The following is a 19,459-nucleotide window of genomic DNA, read 5'->3' as shown; positions in this document are numbered from 1 at the left end:
ATCGGGTCAGGGGACGACGCGGAAGGTATAGGAATAGCTGGTCCGGGAACTGCCCGACACGCCCACGATGTTCACGGTGTAAGTGACTCCCGTCGCAAGCCCGGAGACGCGCCACTGGATCGAGTTGGGCACGCCATATCCGCGATTGTCCGTGCTGATATCCGTGACCGGCAGCGCGCCCGACGGCCCGGTGACGCTTACGGTGGCGCTGGCGAAGCTGACGCTCTGGTTGGCCCACGAACTCGTCGTGCTGGCGATGGCGGTGAACGAGAGATAGTCGCCCGTCCCGAAATAGCGCTGGGGATAGTCGCCATAAGGATAAGCGACGAATGGCGGGATGCCCGCCGGCACCGGCGGATCGGCGTCGAATTTGAACACCCGCATCGACGCGGCGCTGGCGCGCGAGCCGTCCGGCAGGACCAGCGAGACGCGGCCATAGGAGGTCTTGCCGAGGAACGGACTCAATATCCAGCGGCGGTGGCCGATGTCGGCGGAGCCGTTCTCGGTGAGCCACAGGCCGAGATAATCGTCCTCGCCGCTGAGCGGCAGGCCGGTGCCCCAGCCGCCGACCAGGTTGCTCGATCCCGCGCCCGCCGCACCGCTCGCGCTATAGCATTGCCAGCTCGAATCCGGCGAATGGCTGAGCTGCTTCGCCGCCGCCATCATCAGCGAGGAATCCTGTTCCTGCTGGTCCTCGTCGCTCGAATAGGTGACGGGCGGCAGGTTGTGCAGCGCGCGGATGCCGTTCAGTTTCGCGAGGAAATCGGCCTTCACGCTCGCCTTCAGCGTGCCGGACGTGCAATTGGCGAGGCTGGGCTGCACGTCGAACAGCGCGGTCGCGCCGGTCGCCCAACTCGACGGGGGCGACGAGGTTGAGGAAGGCGTGGGGGTCGGGGTCGCGGCGGGCGTCGACGCGACGCTGCCGGCTGAACCGCTGCCGTCCGATCCGCCGCAGCCGATGACCGGAAGCGCGAGCGAAATGGCGGCAAGGCTGCGGAACGGGAAACGCATCGCGCCGGGCTAGCGGGCAAATCCTGCGATTTTGCAAAGAAGTGTGCGTTCTCCTAGCGCATCGGCAGCGTCAACGTCGCTTCCAGCCCGCCGCCGTCGCGATTGGCGAGCGCGATATCGCCGCCGGCCTCGCGCGCGATCGCGCGGGCGAGCGCCAGCCCCAGCCCGGCCCCGCCGGTGTCGCGGTTGCGCGAGCTTTCCAGCCGGGTGAACGGATCGAACACGTCCGCGAGGCGCTCCGGCGGGATGCCCGGCCCGCGATCGGCGACGACGATCGCCACCACGGGTCCGCGCGGCGCGATCCGCACCTCCGCCGCGCCGGCATATTTCACCGCATTCTCGATCAGGTTGCGCACCGCGCGGCGGATCAGCGCCGGCCGCAGCCGTACCGGCAGCCGCGCCGCCTCATCGAAGGAGACCCGATGGCCGAGGTCGCGGAAGTCCTCCACCACCGCATCGACCAGCGCGGCGAGATCGACTTCCGTCACCGGCTCGCTCGGCCGGCCGAGCCGGGCGAGGCTCAATATGTCGTCCAGCGTGCGGTTCATCTCCGCGATCGTATCCGCCATCCGCGCGCGATCGGCCTCATCCTCGACCGATTCGATCCGCACGCGCAGCGCGGCGAGCGGGGTGCGCAGGTCATGCCCGATCGCGCCGAGCATCCGGTCCTTCTCGTCCAGCATCGCGCGGACGCGGATGCGCAGCGTGTTATAGGCGGCGATCACCGCGCGCACGTCCGCCGGCCCTTCCTCCGGCACGGCGGGGGTGTCGCCGTCGAGCGAGAAGCGCCGCGCGTCCAGCGTCAGCGCGTTCAGCGGGCGCGAGATGCGCCGCGCCAGCCACAGCACCGGCACCAGCACGATGAGGTAGAGGACGAGGGTCTGCGCGGCGAGCCGCCACAGGATCGCCGGCCCTGCCTCGGGCCAGAAGGTGCGTGCGATCAGCCAGCCCCGGCCGGGCTGCTCCACCGCGATCACCAGCAGGCGGCGCGGACGATGGCGGCCGGCGTGCCGTCCGTCCGCCTCGCCGCTCGCGCCGGCGCGCGGCGCGAGGCGGACGATGGCGGCATCCACCCGCCCGACCGGCACGCCGAGCCGCGTCAGGTTGGCGCGCACCGCTTCCGCCACTTCCGGGCGACGCGGCAGTGCGGGAGAGAGCGGATTGGCGGCGACGCGGCGGATGCGGCCGCGGTCGGCGGCGATCAGCTCGCCCTCCGCCTCGCGTCCGATCGCGTCGGCGATGCGCAGCGCGGGCACGGCGGAGGCCTGTTCGAGCCGCCCGGCGGCGCGGTCATGCACGATCAGCGCGAAGTTCACCGCCTGCGCCACGAACAATGCCAGCGCGATCAGCAGCGCCATCTGCCCGGCGAGATTGCGCGGCCAGGGGAGAGGCCTGCGGCCCGGCGTGCTCACAGCCGGGTGACTTCGGCGGCGAAGGTGTAGCCGCCGCCCCAGACGGTCTTGATGATCTCGGGCGCCTTGGGATCGTCCTCGATCTTGCGGCGCAGGCGGCTGATCTGGTTGTCGATCGAACGGTCGAACGCCGCCGCCTCGCGCCCCTGCGTCAGATCGAGCAACTGATCGCGCGTCAGCACCTGACGCGGGCGGCACACCAAAGCGAGCAGCAGGTTGTATTCGCCGGTCGACAGCGGCACCGACACGCCGTCGCGATCGACCAGGGTGCGTTCGCCCGTCTTGAGCAGGCGGCCCGCGAAGGCATAGGCATTGCTCTCCGGCGCGGCCTGCCGCGTGCCGCCGGCCTGCACGCGGCGCAGCACCACCTTGATCCGCGCGGAAAGCTCGCGCGGGGAGAAGGGCTTCACGACATAATCGTCCGCGCCCATCTCCAGCCCGACGATACGGTCGGTCTCCTCGGTGCGGGCGGTGAGCAGGATGACGGGCAGCTCGCTCGTCTCGCGGAGATGGCGGGTGAGCGACAGGCCGTCCTCGCCCGGCATCATGATGTCCAGCACGACGAGATCGATCGCATAGGCGGCCAGCCGCGCGCGTGCCTGCTCGGCATCGCCGGCCTGCGTGACGCGGAAGCCCTGTTTCGTCAGATAGGCGGCGAGCGGCTCCCGGATAGAGCGTTCGTCGTCGACGAGCAGAAGGTGCGGCGTCTCCCCCATCCAGTCCATGTTTATCATGTCGTGATCCCGAGAAAAGCGCCGGGTGGCGGGAGGAGCGCCACCCGGCGGGGCCGGCCCGAGGGCCGGTCAGTTCGCGCGCGGTGTCGGCGCGGGAGCGGGGGTGCCGTCCGCCGGCGGGGCGCCGCGCTGCTCGCGGTGCATCTGCATCCGCTCGCGAAACTTCTCGCGCATCTGCTCGCGGGCGGCCTTGCGCTCGTCCGGCGTGATCCTGCCGTCATGGTTCAGGTCCATGCGGTCGAAGCGCTCGATCGCCTTCTGGCGCCATTCCTCGCGCGTGATGACGCGGTTCGGATCGCCGCCGCGCATCCCCATTCCCATTCCCATGCCCATCCGCATCCCGTGACCGCCGTGACCGTGCCAGCGGTGGCCCTCCGGCGGCGTCGCGCCGTTCGCGTCTGGCGCGGGGCGGGCCTGGTCGGCATGGCGGGCCTGCCAGCGCTCGCGCATCTTTTCGCGCATTCTCTCATGCGCGGCCTTGCGCTCGTCGGGGGTGATCTTGCCGTCGTGATTGGTGTCGATCGCGTCGAACATCCTGTCGGCGCGGGCGAGCGTTTCCTCGCGGGTGACGACGCGGTTGGGGTCGCGCGCGGGGTGCGCGGCGGTGGGTGCGGGCGGCGTGGTCTGGGCGAGCGCCGGCGACGCGCCGGACAGTGCCGTGGAACCTAGAGCGAGAGCCAGAAGCAGCTTCTTCATCATCGATCCTCGTCATGCGGCGGGAAGGATTCCCCGGCCGTTGACGGAAGATCTATCGGCGAGCTGTCGCGCGGATATGTCCGGCGCGGGCGGAAATTGTCGCAACTTGTCGCGCGGATCAGGCGAACAGCGCCACCGACTGCATCTGCTCCGCGACCATCTCCCCGGCGGCGTTCCAGATGCCCATCTGCTGCGAGGAGCTCCCGGCGCGCGCGTAATCGGCGTTGGACCGCAGCAGCCACCAGCCGTCCTCCGTCGAGGGCGTGGGGCCGAGCACGTTCAGGATCCACGTCATCGAACTCATCGGCACGTTCCGCCCGATCAGGCGCAGCGCGGCGGGCGGCAGGCAGTCGCCGACCGCGATCAGCTCGACCATCGGGTCCAGCCCCTCGCGTTCGTTGAGCCGCGTCCAGCGCAGCCATTCCGCCGGCTTCAGCCCAGGCCCGTCGCGACGGTCGAGGAACTCGAAGTTGCGCGTGAAGGCGACGGCGGATGCGCCCTTGAACGTCGTGTCGTCCGGGCCGGGGCGAGGGAAATCGGGGAGGCTGGTGGTCTGGTAATCCACCTCGCTCTTGATCGCGCGCATGAAGACGAAGGTGCAGCGCAGCCCCAGCCCGGCCTCGCTCTCGATGCTGGCCTCGATGAAGGCGGCGTTCTTGCCGCGCCGCAGGCGATGCGTCGTCACGAGGATCGGGCCGGCGAGCGGGCCGACGAACGACACCTGCGCCGAGCGCAGCGGCGGCAAATCCTCGTCCGACCGCATCGCGCAATGCAGCGCGATCGCCGCCGACAGCCCGCCATAGGAGGTGCGGCCCTGCAGCCAGTCGTCGGAGATCGTCCCGCGCCAGCCGGGGGCGTCGGGCATCGGCGCGAGGCCGTCGAGGATCTGTTTCAGGCTGGTCATGCGAACTCCCCCGCCGCGAGCCGGTCGCGCAGCTCGCGCTTCAACACCTTGCCGATCGCGCTGCGCGGCAGCTCGTCGGCGACGTATAGCGCCGACAGCCGCTGCGTCTTGCCGAGCCTTGCATTGGCCCATGTGCGGATGTCCTCCGCGCCCTCCGCCGCGCCGGCGCGCGGGACGTAGAAGCCGACCGGCGTCTCGCCCCATTCATCGCTCGGCACGCCGACCACGGTGCAGTCGGCCACCGCCGGATGCTGCGCCAGCACCGCTTCCAGATCGGACGGGAAGACGTTGAACCCGCCCGAGATGATCATGTCCTTCTTGCGGTCCATGAGCGTCAGGAAGCCGTCCTCGTCGAACCGGCCGACATCGCCGTGGCGCAGCCAGCGCTCTCCGTCCGCGTCGAACCATTCGGCGTCGCGCGTCGCGGATTCGCGGCCGTGATAGCCGTTCATCATCGCCGGGGAGCGGCCGACGATCTCGCCGACGCCGCCAGGCGGCACTTCATTGCCCTCCTCGTCGAGCAGCTTCGCCTCATGCCCCGGCAGCAGGCGGCCGACGGTGTGGAGCTTGTCGGGAAACTCATCCGCGACCAGCGCGAAGGACGCTCCACCCTCGGTCATGCCGTAATATTCCACCAGCTTGCCGGGCCAGCGATTGAGCACGTCGCGCTTCAGCTCGGGCTTGAACGGCGCGGAGGTGCAGGTCTTGAAGCGGAACGACGAGAGGTCGAAGCGGTCGAAATCGGGCAGCGCCATGATGCGCTGGTACTGCACCGGCACCAGCATGGTGTGCGTCGCGCGATATTTCTCGGCCAGCTCGAGGAAGCGGTGCGCGTCGAACTTCTTCATCAGCACCACCGTGCCGCCCCACGCCAGCGTCGGCAGGAAGCTGACGAGCGTGGTGTTCGAGTAGAGCGGGGTGGAGAGCAAGGTTACCGCCGTGGCGAAGCCGGCGGCCGAGTTGCGCGAGAAATGCTGCCAGCGCATTGCATGGCTCTGCACGATCCCCTTGGGGATGCCGGTGGTGCCGGAGGAATAGATGATGTTGAAGCCGTCCTCCGGCGCGATTTCGACCGGGGCGGGCTTGGCGTCCTCCGGCGCGAGCCAGTCGCCGAGCGCCTCCAGCCGGACGACGCGCGCGGCGAGCGTCTGGCTGTTCAGCGCCTCGGCATTAGCGGCGTCGAGGAAGACGAGGTTCGCGCCGCTGTCCGCGATCATGCCGGCGATCTGCTCCGGCGTGGCGGAGGGCTGGATCGGCGCGGCGATGCTGCCCGCCCGCAACGCGCCGAGGAACACGATCGCCTGCTCGACGGACGGATAGGACACCATCGCCACCGCCTGCCGCTGCTGCGTGCCGTCGCGTTGCAGCGCGGCAGCGACGCGATCCATCGCGCGGTCCAGCGCGGCATAGGTCACCCGCGACGTGTCGTCCGCGATCGCGAGCTTGTCCGGCTGGCGGCGCGCGTGGAGGCGGATGAGGTCGGGCAGCAACCCGAACGGCTCGGCGAGCGCTTCGGCGGCATCGGTCATGAATCAAGCCGCTAGGCGATGCGATCGCCGAATGCCATACGCGATTTTCGAAAAAGCGGATGGAGGCTCGGATGAAAGGCTCGGTGGCGATCGTGACCGGCGGCGGCACGGGGATCGGCGCGGCGGTGGTGCGGCGACTCGCGCGGCGCGGCGTCGCCTGCGTCATCAACTATGCGCACAGTCGCGACGAGGCGGAGGCGCTGGCGGCGGAAGTGGGGGAGGGCGCGATCGCGGTGCGGGCCGATATCGCGGAGGACGCCGCCTGCCGCGCGCTGGCGGCGACGGCGGTGGAGCGGCTCGGGCGGATCGACTTCCTCGTCAACAACGCCGGGCGGACCAAGCACATGGCGCACGAGCGGCTCGACGGGCTGGAGGCGGAGGATTTCATTGATATCTATCGCCTCAACACCATCGCCGCCTTCCAGATGACCCGCGCGGTCGCGGCGGCCGGGATGGGCAACAGCCCGCACGGCGCGGTGGTCAACGTCGCGTCTGTCGCCGGGCTGTACGGCATCGGCTCGTCGATCGCCTATGCCGCGTCGAAGGGCGCGATGATCACGATGACGCAGAGCCTCGCGCGGGTACTTGCGCCGCGCATCCGGGTGAATGCGGTCGCGCCGGGTTATGTCGGCACCAGCTGGTTCGAGAAAGCGCTCGGCGCGGAGGGCAAGGCGGCGCTCGACACGCGCATCGCCGCGCAGGTGCCGATGGCGATGGCTCCGCAGGCGGAGGATATCGCCGGGCCGATCGAGATGCTGCTCGATCCCGCCGGCCGCGCGATCACCGGCGAGGTGTGGCGGATCGATGCCGGTGCGCACCTCGACGTGGGGCTGAGCCGTCGGCCGGGGCGGGAGATGGGTTAGGCCAGCAGCGCGAACAGCGAGAGCAGGACGCAGGTGAACACCGCGTTGAGCGCCATCGCGAGGCTGGCGAAGGCGCCTGCGGTGTCATCCACCTGGAAGGCGCGCGCGGTGCCGATGCCGTGCGCGGAGATGCCGACCGCGAAGCCGCGCGCGCGATAGTCCGCGATCTTCAGCGCGTTGAAGATCGGCGTCGCGGTCATCGCGCCGAATATCCCGGCGAATATCACGATGATCGCGGCGAGCGAGGGGATGCCACCGATCTGCGCGGCCATGTCCATCGCCACCGGCGTCGTGGTCGCGCGCGGCGCGATCGAGGCGAGCAGCGCGTGCGGCGCGCCGAACAGCCACAGCACGCCGACCGCGCTGACGATCGCGGTGAGCGCGCCCGCGCCCAGCGCGGCGGCGATCGGGAAGGCGAGGCGGCGGATCAGCGCGCGGCGCGCCCAGATCGGCACCGCCAGCCCGACCACCGCCGGGCCGAGGAGGAAGCTCAACGCCGCCGTCGCGTCGCGATAGACCGGATAGGGGGTGTGCGACGCGATGAGGATCGCGATCAGCACGGGCGTCGCGAGCAGCACCGGATGGCACATGGGATGCCGCCCGCTGCGTCGCGACAGCGCATCGGCCACCTCGAACACGATCAGCGTGACGGCGAGCCAGAGCAGCGGGGTGGACAGCAATCCGCTCATCGCGCCGCTTCCTCGTCGCCCTGCGCGCGGCCGGCGGCCCAGCGGAACACCAGCACCGTGACGATCATCGTCAGCACGGTCGAAACGAGCGTGGCGGCGATCAGGCCGATGCCGTAGCGCGCCAGCATCGGGCCTTGCTCGATCACCCCGACGGCGGCCGGCACGAACATGATCGCCAGATGCGCGGTGAGCCAGCCCGTCACCGCCCCGAGCACCGGCCGCTCGCGCCGGACGAACGCCAGCCATGCGACGAGCAACACCAGCCCGATCACCGCGCCGGGCAGGGGAACGCCGGTCAGGCGGCGGAGGATCTCGCCGGCGAGCTGGCAGGTGAGGAGCAGGGCGATGGCGCCGATCATCGTCGGGCTGGACTCCGGCGGTTGGGAGCGCGCCCCTTAGAGCGGCGCCGCGCCGGAAGCTATCCCGGCGCGCGGATCGTTACGACGCCGCCTTCGCCGTCTGGCCGAACAGCATCTTCTTCGCCTCCTCGCTCAACGTCTGCTGCTGCGGCGCGACGGCCTTGCCCCGCGCATAGGCGCGCTCCGTGGCGGGACGGGCGCGGATCGAGGCGTGCCAGCGGGCGAGATGGGGGAAACCGGCCATGTCCTGCCCCTGGATTTCGGGCAATATCCACGGATAACAGGCCATATCCGCGATCGTGTAGCTGTCGCCGATGATGAACGCGCGGCCCTCCAGCCGCCGGTCGAGCACGCCGTAGAGCCGGTTGGTCTCCTTCACGTAACGGTCGATGGCGTAAGGAATCTTCTCCGGCGCGTAGCGGTTGAAATGATGGTTCTGCCCCAGCATCGGGCCGAGTCCGCCCATCTGCCACATCAGCCACTGGTTCACCTTGGTCCGCTCGCGTAGCCCCTCGCCGCCGAACCGGCCGGTCTTTTCGGCGAGGTAGAGCAGGATCGCGCCGGATTCGAAGATCGCGATCGGCTCGCCGCTGTCGGCCGGCGCGTGATCGACGATCGCGGGCATGCGGTTGTTGGGGGCGATCTTCAGGAATTCCGGCTTGAACTGGTCGCCCGCGCCGATGTTCACCGGCTTGATGACGTAGTCCAGCCCCGCTTCCTCCAGGAACAGCGTGATCTTGTGGCCGTTCGGCGTGGGCCAGAAATGCAGGTCGATCATCGTGCCTCCCTCAAGCGCGTTTCGGCGAAGATGGGAAGGCGTCGACGATCACGCAAGCGCGCCGCGCCGCCGCACCACGCCCAGCCAGATCGTCGCCAGCGCCAGCGCCGCCAATATCCCTGCGAGCATGAAGGCCGCGCCGGGCAGGCCGTGATCCGCGCCGGCCGCCAGCGATTGCGTCATCACCAGCGGGCCGACGATCGCCGCGATGCTCGACAGGCTCGCCATCCCGCCCTGCAACGCGCCCTGATGGCTGGCGTCGACCCGGTTCGACAGGATCGCGTTGATCGAGGGGAACACCAGCCCCGCCAGCGCGCCGAACAGGATCAGCGCATAGACCTCCCAGCCCCTGGTCGCGAAGGCGATCAGCGTGAATTCGATCACCCCGACGACCAGGCCGATCAGCACGGTGCGCTCCTCGCCGAACGTCTTGATCGCGCGGCCGACCAGGAAGATCTGCACCACCATCATCGAAACGCCCACCGCCGCGAGCGACCAGCCGATCGCGCGCCCGTCCCAGCCCATCGCGATCTCGGCATAGAAGGCCCAGGTCGCCGGATAGACCATGTGGGCGATCTGCCAGAGCAGGGTGGCGCTCAGCAGCGGCGTCGCGCCGCCGGCATGGAGCAGGGGAGCGAAGGCGCTGAACACATTGGCGCGTTTCCATTCGAATGGCCGGCGGCGTTCGGGCGGCAATGTTTCCGGCATGATCAGCGCGATCGTCGCGGCGTTGACCAGCGCGAGGCAGGCGGCGGCGATGAACGGCGCGCGCGGGCCGAGCGTCGAGAGCAACCCGCCGATCGCCGGGCCGATGATGAAGCCCGCGCCGAATGCCGCGCCGACGAGGCCGAAGGTCGCGCCGCGCTTCTCGGGCGGGGTCACGTCCGCCATCACCGCATTGACCGGGCCATAGGTGGCGCCGGTGATGCCGGCGATGACGCGGCCGAGGAACAGCCAGCCGATCGTCGGCGCCGCCGCCATCAGCGCGTAATCGGCGGAGAAGGCGGTCATCGCCGCCAGCAGCACGACACGCCGGCCGAATCGGTCGCCGAGGTTGCCGAGCACCGGCCCGGCAAGGAACTGCGCGAGGGCGAAGGCGATCAGCATATAGCCGCCGATGCGCGTCGCGTCGGGCAGGCCGACATGCGCGAGATGGACGATCAGCGTCGGCAGCACCGGCATGACGATGCCGAAGCCGATCGAATCGATCAGGATCGCGGCCAGCGCGATCGGCACCGCGCGGTGATGGAATCGGATCAAGCAGCCCCTCCAGCGGCGCTGCATGGGCGCCTCGTTCGATCGCGCGCATTCTATCGGCTTGCGATGGCGTTGTCCCTTTGCATCTTGGCGCAAGTCATGCGATGCCGCTCGCCATACCCGATATTCAGATTCGGATTCGTGGAGTGATGACGATGGCCACCGCCGCCGACCTGGACCGCCCCGCAGACAGCCTGGACGACTTCCGAAAGGAAGCGCGCGCGTGGCTGGAGGCGAATTTCGATCCCGCGCTGAAGGGGCATGACAATGCGATGTCCGCCGTCGACGGGCCGACCGCCGAGACGCCCGCGCAGAAGAAGTGGCGCGAGGCGATGGGCGACAAGGGCTGGGGCGTGCCGACCTGGCCGACGGAATATGGCGGCGGCGGCCTCTCGCGTGCCGAGGCGCGCGTGTTGCAGGAGGAAATGGCCCGGATCGGCGCGTGGAACCCGATCGGCGGCATGGGCGTGATGATGTTCGGCCCGACGCTGCTGGAATATGGCAGCGAGGAGCAGAAGCAGGCGCATATCCCCGGCATCGTCCGCGGCGAGGTGCGCTGGTGCCAGGGCTATTCGGAGCCGGGCGCGGGATCGGACCTCGCCAGCCTGCAGACCTTCGCCGAGGACAAGGGCGATCACTATCTCGTCAACGGGCAGAAGACCTGGACCTCCGGCGGCCAATGGGCGGACAAATGCTTCGCGCTGGTGCGCACCGACAAGTCGCAGAAACATGCCGGCATCAGCTTCCTGCTGATCGACATGGAGAGCGAGGGCGTGGAGACGCGGCCGATCCGGCTGATCTCCGGCGCGTCGCCGTTCTGCGAGACCTTCTTCACCAACGTGAAGGTGCCGAAGGGGAATCTCGTCGGACGCGAGGGGCAGGGCTGGGAGATCGGCACCCGCCTGCTCCAGCACGAGCGCAACTCGCTTTCCGGCGGCAGCGGCTCGGCCGCGCGGATGAACGCCGGCAACACCGTGCCGGAGATCGCGAAGAAATATCGCGGCACCGACGCCGAAGGGCGCCTCGCCGACGCGGACCTGCGCACCCGGATCATCAGGCATGAGATGGACCAGCGCGCCTTCGCGCTCACGCTGCGCCGTGCCGCGCTGGAGGCGAAGGGCAATGCCGGCCCGTCCGCCGCGACCAGCGTCATGAAGAACGTCGGCGCGCGCATCACGCAGGATCGCGCGGAGCTGAACGTCGAGATCATGGGGATGCAGGGCCTCGGCTGGGAAGGCGAGGGCTTCTCGCGCGAGGAGCTGGAGCAGACCCGCACCTGGCTGTGGGGCAAGGCGGTGTCGATCTACGGCGGGTCGAGCGAGATCCAGAACAACGTGATCGCCAAGCGTATCCTCGGGATGCTCGATCACCAGTGAGTTCGGTTGGGCGCGGGAAGCGTCTGGAGAGGGCCGGGTGGAGGATGAGGCGGCAGACCTCATCCTCCCCGGTACCCGGCGAAAGGGAAACGACATGGCTGCATTGAACGAAGAACAGGTGATGCTGCGCGACATGGCGCGCGAATGGGCCGACAACGAAAGCCCGATCGCCGCCTTCCGCAAGCTGCGCGACGCGGGTGGCGGCAAGGGATATGATCCCGAGGCGTGGAGCGCGATCGGCGGCATGGGCTGGGCCGGGATCGTCATCCCCGAGGAGTTCGGCGGTTCGGCGTTCGGCTATCTCTCGCTCGGGCTGGTGCTGGAGCAGCTCGGCCGCAACCTTGCTGCGACCCCGCTCGCCTCGACCGCCGTGGCGGCGAGCGCGATCGCGATGGGATCGTCTGACAAGGCCAGGAGTGAATGGCTGCCGAGGCTCGCCAGCGGCGAGGCGACCGCGACGCTGGCGATCGACGAGGGGCCGGGCCACGACATGAAGATCGCGGCGACCGTCTCCGGCGGGAAGCTGAGCGGCACCAAGAAATTCGTCGCGGAGGGCGACGGCGCGGACGTGTTCGTCGTCGCGGCGGCCGATGGCCTCTATCTGGTGCCAAAAGGCGAGGGCGTGACGGTGGCGTCGCGGCGCATGGCGGACAGCCGCAGCCACGCGGAGGTGACGTTCAGCGATGCCCCGGCCGAGAAGCTCGGCGACAAGGCGTTGACGCAGGCGGTGGCCGATCGCGCCGCCGCCGTCACCGCCGCCGAGATGCTCGGCATGGCGGAAAGCGCGTTCGGCCAGACGCTCGACTATCTCAAGCAGCGCGTGCAGTTCGGACAGGTGCTCTCGACCTTCCAGGCGCTCCAGCACCGCATGGCCAAGATGCTGACCGAGCTGGAGCTGATGCGCTCGGCGGTGGAGGGCGCGCTGGAGGCGATCGACGCGGGGCGCTCGGATGTCGATCAGGCGGTGAGCCTCGCGAAGGCGGTGGCCAACGACACGCTGCGTCTCGTCAGCCGCGAAATGGTGCAGCTCCACGGCGGCGTCGGCATGACCGACGAGTTCGACGCGGGCCTCTTCCTCAAGCGCGCGGCGGTGCTGGAGGCGATGTGGGGCAATGCCTCCTATCACCGCGACCGTTTCGGGCGGCTCAACGGTTATTGAGGTCTTTCGGCCCGCGCCCGCCCCTTGTTTCGGCATTGGGGCGGGGCGTCAGCCGGAATGGCGCGTGCCTATTCCGCGATAACCCGGTCGTCGAACAGGCCGAAGGTGAGGGTGGAGGCGTAGAGCGCGATCGCCCGCTCGCGCGGCATCGACCACGCCCATTTGCGCATGTCGAATGCGGCGTTGAGGAAGGCCATCAGCGCCTGCGCCGCGATCAGCGCGTCGACCGCGCGGATCGTCCCTTCCGCGATCCCGTCGGAGATCGTGCCGGCGAAGCGGCGCGCGATGCGGTTCGATCGTTCCACCATCACATTGCGCACGCCGGGCGGTAGCGCGGTGAGCGCGGTGGTGCGCAGCAGCGGCCCAAGCTCCGAGAATTGCACGTCGAGCAAGGTCGCGATCGTGCCCGCCAGCCGGTCCCAATGGCTTCCGCCGCGCTCGTCGGCGAGCCGCTGCGCCGCCGCGATCGTATCGAAGCTGCGCTTGTAGCAGGCGACGACCAGATCGTCCTTGGCGTCGAGATGGTGGTAGAAGCTGCCCTTGGTGACGTTCAGCTCCGATGCGATGCGCTGCACCGAGGCACCGCGATAGCCAAGCTCGTTGATGAGCCGCGTCGCCGCCAGCAGGAACGCCTCGCGCCCCGGCACCGCCTCGTCATGCGGCAGGTCGATCGGCGCTGGCCGCCATTCGGCTTCCGGCCGTGCGATGCCGTGGCGGAACACCTCCATCAGCCGCGCCTCGGCACGGGGATATTGATCCGGCTCGTAGCGGCCCAGCCACACCGGTAGCCAGAAGGTGTTCTCCAGCAGCACGTGCGCGCGCGCGCCGTTGAGGTCGGTCTGCTGCCGCGCGTCCGCCGCGCCCCACAGCAGGCGGGTGCGGCGGAACACCTCGCGCCACCGCGCCATCAACCGCGAGCGCACCGGCTCGTCCATTGCGCGAAGGTCGGAAAGCCCGGCCATCTGCCGTTCCTCGCCGCGCTGGACGCGCATCAGCCGCGCCATGTTGAGCGCGAGATAACGCTCGACCCGCGCCTCCGGCGTCACCTCCTCCATCGCCTCGTCGAGCATCGACAGCAGCGAATCCAGCGTATGCTCGAACGCGGCGGCGGCAAGGTCCTCCTTGCGCTTGAAATAATAAGTGACGCTGGTGGTGTTCAGCCCGACGCGCCGCGCGACATCGGCGAAGGTCATGCCCTTCGCGCTCTGTTCGTTGATCGCCTCAGCGGCCGCGGCGAGGATCGCATCACGTTTCGCCCGGAAGCGCCGCGTGCTCGTCTCCTCCCCCCGGCCGGTATCCCCCGTGCCGTGCATCCGGCCACCTTAGCAGCAACAATTCGAAGAAACAGTCCCTTTCGCGCTTGTTGCGGCAGGGCGTTTTCGTAGGGGATAAATGATGATTCGGGCGCTTTACCGAAAGATGGGTACGGTCTAGAGCCGCTGGCTGAACAGGCTTTGGAGGGATGCGATGGACTTCACGCTGAGCGAACGCGAAACCTATTTCCGCGACCGGGTACGCGATTTTATCGATCAGCACATCCGCCCCCGCCAGGCGGAATATGAGCGCCAGCACCACGAGGGCGATCCGTGGAAGGTGATCCCGGTGATCGAGGAGGTGAAGGCCAGGGCGAAAGAGGCCGGGCTGTGGAATTTCTTCATGCCGCCGCACTCCGGGCAGGCGCATGTTGACGACACGTTCGAGTTCGAGGGGACCCAGCTCACCAATCTCGAATATGCGCTCTGCGCCGAGGAGATGGGCAAGGTCGGCTGGGCGAGCGAATGCTTCAACTGCTCCGCGCCCGACACCGGTAACATGGAGGTGCTGCACCGCTACGGCACGCGCGAGCAGAAGGAGCAGTGGCTGCGCCCGCTGATGAACGGCGATATCCGCTCCGTCTTCCTGATGACCGAGCCGCAGGTCGCCTCCTCCGATGCGACCAATATCGAGACGCGGATCGAGCGTGACGGCGATCATTACGTCATCAACGGCCGCAAATGGTGGTCGTCGGGCGTGGGCGATCCGCGTTGCAAGATCGGCATCCTGATGGGCAAGACGAGCTTCGAGGGCTCGCGCCACCAGCAGCAGAGCCAAATCCTCGTGCCGATGGACACGCCGGGCGTGAAGATCGAGCGGATGCTCTCCGTCTATGGTTATGACCATGCCCCGCACGGCCATGGCGAGGTGAGCTTCACCGACGTGCGCGTGCCGGTGGAGAATCTGCTGCTCGGCGAGGGCCGGGGCTTCGAGATCGCGCAGGGGCGGCTCGGGCCGGGCCGCATCCACCATTGCATGCGCACCATCGGCGTGGCGGAGGTCGCGATCGAGAAGATGGCGCAGCGCCTCGTCAGCCGCGTCGCGTTCGGCAAGCGCATCTCCGACCATAGCGTGTGGGAGCAGCGCATCGCCCGCGCGCGCATCGATATCGAGATGACGCGCCTGTTGTGCCTCAAGGCTGCGGACATGATGGACAAGGCCGGCAACAAGTCAGCCAAGCTCGAGATCGCGATGATCAAGGTGCAAGCGCCGAACATGGCGCTTCAGATTCTCGACGACGCGATCCAGGCGCATGGCGGCGGCGGGGTGGCGGAGGATTTCGGCCTCGCCCATGCCTGGGCGGCGATGCGCACCTTGCGTTTCGCGGACGGCCCGGACGAGGTCCATTGCCGCGCGATCGCACGCGACGAGTTCGGCAAATACGCCGACTGGAAGGCCGAGCGCCCCGCGCCGCGCGGCGGCGTGGAGATTTCGAGCGGGGACATCGGCGTCTCGCGCTGAAAGCCGCTTGTTGACTGACCCTTGGCGCCCCGGCCGCGACCGGGACGACCTGATCGACTGGAGAGGCGCATGAAGGCCGCCGTTTTATTCGAAGCGAAGAAGCCGCTGGAGGTGATGGACGTCGACGTGTCCAAGCCGGCGGCGCATGAGGTGCTGATCCGCACGCTGGCCTGCGGTGTGTGCCGTTCCGACCTGCATTTCATCGACGGGGCCTATCCGCATCCCTTGCCGGCGATTCCCGGCCATGAGGCGGCGGGGATCGTCGAGGCGGTCGGCTCGGAGGTGCGCACGGTGAAGCCGGGCGACCATGTCGTCACCTGTCTTTCCGCCTTCTGCGGCCATTGCGAATTTTGCGTGACGGGCCGCATGTATCTCTGCCTCGGCGGCGAGACGCGGCGACAGGCCGGTGCGGAGCCGCGCCTGAGGTTCCCGGACGGCAGCCCGGTCAACCAGATGCTCAACCTGTCGGCCTATGCCGAGATGATGCTGGTCCACGAACATGCCTGCGTCGCGATCGACCCGGAAATGCCGCTGGATCGCGCCGCGCTGATCGGCTGCGCGGTGACGACAGGCGCGGGCGCGGTGTTCAACACCACGGATGTGTCGCCGGGCGAGACGGTGTGCGTCGTCGGCTGCGGCGGGATCGGGCTTGCGGCGGTGAACGCGGCGAAGATCGCGGGCGCGGGCAAGATCATCGCGCTCGATCCGGTGCCGGAGAAGCGTGCCATCGCCGAAAAGCTCGGCGCGACCCATAGCTATGACCCGCTCGCGGAAAATATTGTCGCGGAAGTGGTGGAGGCCACCAAGGGCGGCGTCGATCACGCGATCGAGGCGGTCGGCCGCCCACAATCGGCGGATACCGCGGTGAAGGTGCTGCGTCGCGGCGGCACGGCGACGATCCTCGGGATGATGCCGCTCAGCGAGAAGGTCGGCCTCTCCGCGATGGACCTGCTGTCCGGCAAAAGGCTCCAGGGCGGGATCATGGGCTACAATCGCTTCCCGGTCGATATCCCCCGGCTGGTCGATTTCTATCAGCGCGGACTGCTCGACCTCGACACGATCATCGCGGACCGGATGCCGCTCGCCAGCATCAACCATGCGTTCGACGAGCTTCGCAAGGGCGACACGACGCGCAGCGTGATCGTGTTCGATCAATGACCGACACCAGCCTCCAGACCGACATCGCCGAGCGCGACCGGCTCGATACCGATCGCCTCTCGGCATGGATGAAGGACAGGGTGCCGGATTTCGCCGGGCCGCTGACCTATGCGAAATTCGCCGGTGGCCAGTCCAATCCGACCTACAAGCTCAGCACCCCGGCGCGCGATTACGTGCTGCGCCGCAAGCCGCTGGGGGAACTGCTGCCGTCCGCTCATGCGGTCGATCGCGAATATCGCGTGATCGCCGGGCTGCACCCCACCGGCTTTCCCGTGCCGCGCCCGTTCGGGCTGTGCGAGGACGATGCGGTGATCGGTTCCGCCTTCTACGTGATGGAGATGGTTGAGGGACGCACGATCTGGGACGGCGCCTTCCCCGGCATGGATGCCGACACGCGCCGCGCGCATTACAACGCGATGATCGACACGCTCGCGCAGCTTCACAACGTCGATCATGTCGCGGCGGGGCTGGAGACATTCGGCCGCCCCGGCAATTATTTCGAGCGGCAGGTGTCGCGCTGGACCAAGCAATATCGCGGCGCCGAGACCGAGCATATGGAGCCGATGGAGCGGCTGATCGAATGGCTGCCGCGCACCCTGCCGCCGCAGACGCGCACCTCGATCGTCCACGGCGACTATCGTTGCGACAATATGAAATTCGCGCCGGGGCTGGAGCCGCGCGTCGCGGCCGTGCTCGATTGGGAGTTGTCGACGCTCGGCGATCCGCTGGCGGACTTCTCCTATTTCCTGATCTCCTGGGTGACGCAGCCTGAGGGGCGTTCCGGCGTGATGGGGCTGACGGGGCCGGAGACCGGCATCCCGACCGTCGAGGAGGTCGTCGCGCGCTATTGCGAAAAGACCAGCCGGCCGGAGGGGCTGCCCGATCTCAACTGGTATCTGTCGTTCAACATGTTCCGCCTCGCCGCGATCGTGCAGGGGATCAGGAAGCGTTTCCTGATCGGCACCGCCTCCAACGCCAATGCCGAGGCCGCCAGCGCCCGCGTGCCGGCGCTGGCCGAGGCGGCATGGGAATTCGCCGTGAAGGCGGGGGCGTAAAAAGGGGAAGCTCCGTATGTCGCTGTTCGATCTGACCGGCAAGGTCGTGCTCATCACCGGATCGTCGCGCGGGATCGGCAAGTCCGCCGCGATCGCCTGCGCGGAGCAGGGGGCGAAGGTGGTCATCTCCAGCCGCAAGCAGGACGCCTGCGATGCGGCGGCGAAGGAGATCAACGACCGTTTCGGCGCGGGCACGGCGATCGCCGTCGCCGCCAACATCTCCGACAAGGCCGGCTTGCAGCATCTGGTGGACGAGACGCGCCGCGCATTCGGCCGGATCGACTGCCTCGTCTGCAACGCCGCCTCCAATCCCTATTACGGCCCGCAGGAGGGGATCGCGGACGAGCAGTTCCGCAAGATTCTCGACAACAACATCATCTCGAACCACTGGCTGATCACGATGGTCGCGCCGGAGATGAAGGAGCGCGGCGAGGGATCGATCGTCATCGTCTCCTCGATCGGCGGACTGCGCGGATCGGCGACGATCGGCGCCTATTGCATCTCCAAGGCGGCCGACATGCAGCTCGCCCGCAATCTGGCCTATGAATATGGCCGCTATGGCATCCGCGTGAACTGCATCGCGCCGGGCCTGATCAAGACCGATTTCGCCAAAGCCTTGTGGGAGGACGAGGCGGCGGTGGCCGAGCGCAACCGCACCACCCCGCTGCGCCGCATCGGCGAGCCGGAGGAGATCGCCGGCGCGGTCGTCTATCTCGCGTCGAAGGCGAGCGGCTTCATGACCGGGCAGGTGATGGTGATCGACGGCGGCGTGACGATCTGAACAGGAGAGCGGAAATGGCAAGGTTCACCGACAAGTCGATCATCGTCACCGGCGCCGGCTCCGGCATCGGCCGCGCGGCGGCGACGCTGTTCGCGGCGGAAGGCGGCAAGGTGATCGTCGCTGACGTGACCGACGGAGCGGAGGAAACCGCGAAGGCGATCCGCGACGCCGGCGGCGTGGCGGAGGCGATCCGCATGGATGCGGGGTCGGAGGCCGATGTGGAGAAAGCGGTCGCGCTCGCCTGCGACCGTTACGGCGGGCTGGACGTGATGTTCGCCAACGCCGGCATCTCCGGCGGCATGGCGAACATCTTCGACACCAGCGTGGACCTCATCACGGAGGTGCTCCGCGTCAACCTGATCGGTCCGTTCCTCGCCGTGAAGCACGCCGCTCCCCGCATCGCCGAACGCGGCAAGGGCGCGATCATCCTTACCGCCAGCGTCGCCGGTATCCGCTCCGGCGCGGGATCGCCCGCCTATTCGGCGTCGAAAGCGGGTGTCATCAACCTTGCCAAGGTCTCCGCGCAGCAGCTTTCCGGCTCGAACGTGCGCGTCAACGCGATCTGCCCCGGCCTGACCGAGACGGGGATGACCAAGCCCACCTTCGATTATGCGCGCGACGCCGGGAAGATGGACCGGCTCGGGCGGCTGAACCCGCTGCGGCGGGGGGCGGCGCCGGAGGAACTGGCGAAGGTGGCGCTGTTCCTCGCGTCGGACGATGCGGGTTACGTCAACGGGCAGGCGATCGCGGTGGACGGCGGCCTGTCGTCGAGCCATCCGGTGACGAAGCAGGAATATGGGCGGACGGCGGTTTAGGCGCCCCCTTCCCGCTGCGTCATCCAGCGAAAGATGGGGCCTCATGCCTCAAGCGCGGTGGCAGGCGTATCGCACCTTGATGGAGAGGCAGCTTGCGCTGGCATGACG

19 protein-coding genes are annotated in these 19,459 nt (G+C 68.6%); 8 read left to right on the top strand and 11 right to left on the bottom strand.

Annotation, left to right across the window (positions count from 1 at the left end):
• Positions 1 to 6 precede the first annotated feature (6 nt).
• The 6 genes from F9288_RS19445 to F9288_RS19420 all read right to left on the bottom strand — a co-directional run bounded on the left by F9288_RS19445 (position 7) and on the right by F9288_RS19420 (position 6,286).
• On the bottom strand, positions 7 to 1,011 hold the full coding sequence (locus F9288_RS19445; RefSeq protein ID WP_174838294.1) for a CAP domain-containing protein: 1,005 nt from the start codon (positions 1,009 to 1,011) through the stop codon (positions 7 to 9).
• A 53-nt stretch (positions 1,012 to 1,064) separates the two neighbouring features.
• Entirely contained in the window at positions 1,065 to 2,369 is a 1,305-nt protein-coding gene (locus F9288_RS19440) for a HAMP domain-containing sensor histidine kinase (protein ID WP_174839207.1), read from the bottom strand.
• Between the two features lie 50 nt (positions 2,370 to 2,419).
• Positions 2,420 to 3,139, bottom strand: coding sequence for a response regulator (locus F9288_RS19435; protein WP_174839206.1), 720 nt, complete (start codon positions 3,137 to 3,139; stop codon positions 2,420 to 2,422).
• An 87-nt stretch (positions 3,140 to 3,226) separates the two neighbouring features.
• Positions 3,227 to 3,853, bottom strand: coding sequence for a hypothetical protein (locus tag F9288_RS19430; RefSeq protein ID WP_174838293.1), 627 nt, complete (start codon positions 3,851 to 3,853; stop codon positions 3,227 to 3,229).
• 118 nt (positions 3,854 to 3,971) lie between these two features.
• On the bottom strand, positions 3,972 to 4,757 hold the full coding sequence (locus F9288_RS19425) for a thioesterase family protein (protein WP_174838292.1): 786 nt from the start codon (positions 4,755 to 4,757) through the stop codon (positions 3,972 to 3,974).
• Positions 4,754 to 6,286 carry a class I adenylate-forming enzyme family protein gene (locus tag F9288_RS19420; protein ID WP_174838291.1) on the bottom strand — a complete coding sequence of 511 codons (1,533 nt, stop codon included), beginning with the start codon at positions 6,284 to 6,286 and terminating at the stop codon, positions 4,754 to 4,756. The genes F9288_RS19425 and F9288_RS19420 overlap by 4 nt, the downstream gene beginning before the upstream one ends.
• Positions 6,287 to 6,357: 71 nt before the next feature.
• On the opposite strand from F9288_RS19420, the gene F9288_RS19415 reads away from it, so the two are divergent.
• Positions 6,358 to 7,149: an SDR family NAD(P)-dependent oxidoreductase gene (locus F9288_RS19415; RefSeq protein ID WP_174838290.1), complete on the top strand. Its 792-nt coding sequence runs from the start codon at positions 6,358 to 6,360 to the stop codon at positions 7,147 to 7,149.
• Here F9288_RS19415 and F9288_RS19410 read toward each other — a convergent pair.
• The 4 genes from F9288_RS19410 to F9288_RS19395 form a co-directional block, all read right to left on the bottom strand.
• Positions 7,146 to 7,838 carry an LrgB family protein gene (locus tag F9288_RS19410; protein ID WP_174838289.1) on the bottom strand — a complete coding sequence of 231 codons (693 nt, stop codon included), beginning with the start codon at positions 7,836 to 7,838 and terminating at the stop codon, positions 7,146 to 7,148. The two genes, F9288_RS19415 and F9288_RS19410, sit on opposite strands and share 4 nt — an antisense overlap.
• Complete coding sequence (locus F9288_RS19405; RefSeq protein WP_174838288.1) at positions 7,835 to 8,197, bottom strand: CidA/LrgA family protein; 363 nt, start codon at positions 8,195 to 8,197, stop codon at positions 7,835 to 7,837. Before F9288_RS19405 ends, F9288_RS19410 begins: the two co-directional genes overlap by 4 nt.
• Positions 8,198 to 8,276: 79 nt before the next feature.
• Entirely contained in the window at positions 8,277 to 8,975 is a 699-nt protein-coding gene (locus F9288_RS19400) for a glutathione binding-like protein (protein WP_174838287.1), read from the bottom strand.
• A 48-nt stretch (positions 8,976 to 9,023) separates the two neighbouring features.
• Positions 9,024 to 10,235, bottom strand: coding sequence for a TCR/Tet family MFS transporter (locus tag F9288_RS19395; RefSeq protein ID WP_254620974.1), 1,212 nt, complete (start codon positions 10,233 to 10,235; stop codon positions 9,024 to 9,026).
• A gap of 152 nt (positions 10,236 to 10,387) precedes the next feature.
• Here F9288_RS19395 and F9288_RS19390 point away from each other — a divergent pair, with 152 nt between their 5' ends.
• Complete coding sequence (locus F9288_RS19390) at positions 10,388 to 11,608, top strand: acyl-CoA dehydrogenase family protein (protein WP_174838286.1); 1,221 nt, start codon at positions 10,388 to 10,390, stop codon at positions 11,606 to 11,608.
• A 94-nt stretch (positions 11,609 to 11,702) separates the two neighbouring features.
• A complete protein-coding gene (locus F9288_RS19385) occupies positions 11,703 to 12,767 on the top strand; it encodes an acyl-CoA dehydrogenase family protein (protein ID WP_174838285.1) in 1,065 nt (354 codons plus the stop codon).
• Between the two features lie 68 nt (positions 12,768 to 12,835).
• Here F9288_RS19385 and F9288_RS19380 read toward each other — a convergent pair whose 3' ends face one another.
• The gene (locus F9288_RS19380; protein ID WP_174838284.1) at positions 12,836 to 14,080 is read right to left on the bottom strand and encodes a TetR/AcrR family transcriptional regulator; all 1,245 of its coding nucleotides are present in this window, start codon (positions 14,078 to 14,080) and stop codon (positions 12,836 to 12,838) included.
• 154 nt (positions 14,081 to 14,234) lie between these two features.
• On the opposite strand from F9288_RS19380, the gene F9288_RS19375 reads away from it, so the two are divergent.
• The 5 genes from F9288_RS19375 to F9288_RS19355 all read left to right on the top strand — a co-directional run bounded on the left by F9288_RS19375 (position 14,235) and on the right by F9288_RS19355 (position 19,351).
• Complete coding sequence (locus F9288_RS19375) at positions 14,235 to 15,542, top strand: acyl-CoA dehydrogenase family protein (RefSeq protein WP_174838283.1); 1,308 nt, start codon at positions 14,235 to 14,237, stop codon at positions 15,540 to 15,542.
• Between the two features lie 69 nt (positions 15,543 to 15,611).
• A complete protein-coding gene (locus F9288_RS19370) occupies positions 15,612 to 16,700 on the top strand; it encodes a Zn-dependent alcohol dehydrogenase (protein WP_174838282.1) in 1,089 nt (362 codons plus the stop codon).
• Positions 16,697 to 17,755 (top strand): phosphotransferase family protein, encoded by a 1,059-nt coding sequence (locus F9288_RS19365; RefSeq protein ID WP_174838281.1) that lies wholly within the window; start codon positions 16,697 to 16,699, stop codon positions 17,753 to 17,755. The genes F9288_RS19370 and F9288_RS19365 overlap by 4 nt, the downstream gene beginning before the upstream one ends.
• Positions 17,756 to 17,771: 16 nt before the next feature.
• Positions 17,772 to 18,536 carry an SDR family NAD(P)-dependent oxidoreductase gene (locus F9288_RS19360; protein ID WP_174838280.1) on the top strand — a complete coding sequence of 255 codons (765 nt, stop codon included), beginning with the start codon at positions 17,772 to 17,774 and terminating at the stop codon, positions 18,534 to 18,536.
• A 14-nt stretch (positions 18,537 to 18,550) separates the two neighbouring features.
• Positions 18,551 to 19,351 carry an SDR family NAD(P)-dependent oxidoreductase gene (locus F9288_RS19355; RefSeq protein WP_174838279.1) on the top strand — a complete coding sequence of 267 codons (801 nt, stop codon included), beginning with the start codon at positions 18,551 to 18,553 and terminating at the stop codon, positions 19,349 to 19,351.
• Positions 19,352 to 19,459 lie beyond the last annotated feature (108 nt).

It is taken from the genome of Sphingomonas sp. CL5.1 (assembly GCF_013344685.1).
In the GTDB taxonomy this organism is placed as follows: Bacteria; Pseudomonadota; Alphaproteobacteria; order Sphingomonadales; family Sphingomonadaceae; genus Sphingomonas.
The sequence above is the reverse complement of the archived record's forward strand: the minus strand, read 5'-3'. Positions and strand labels throughout refer to the sequence as shown.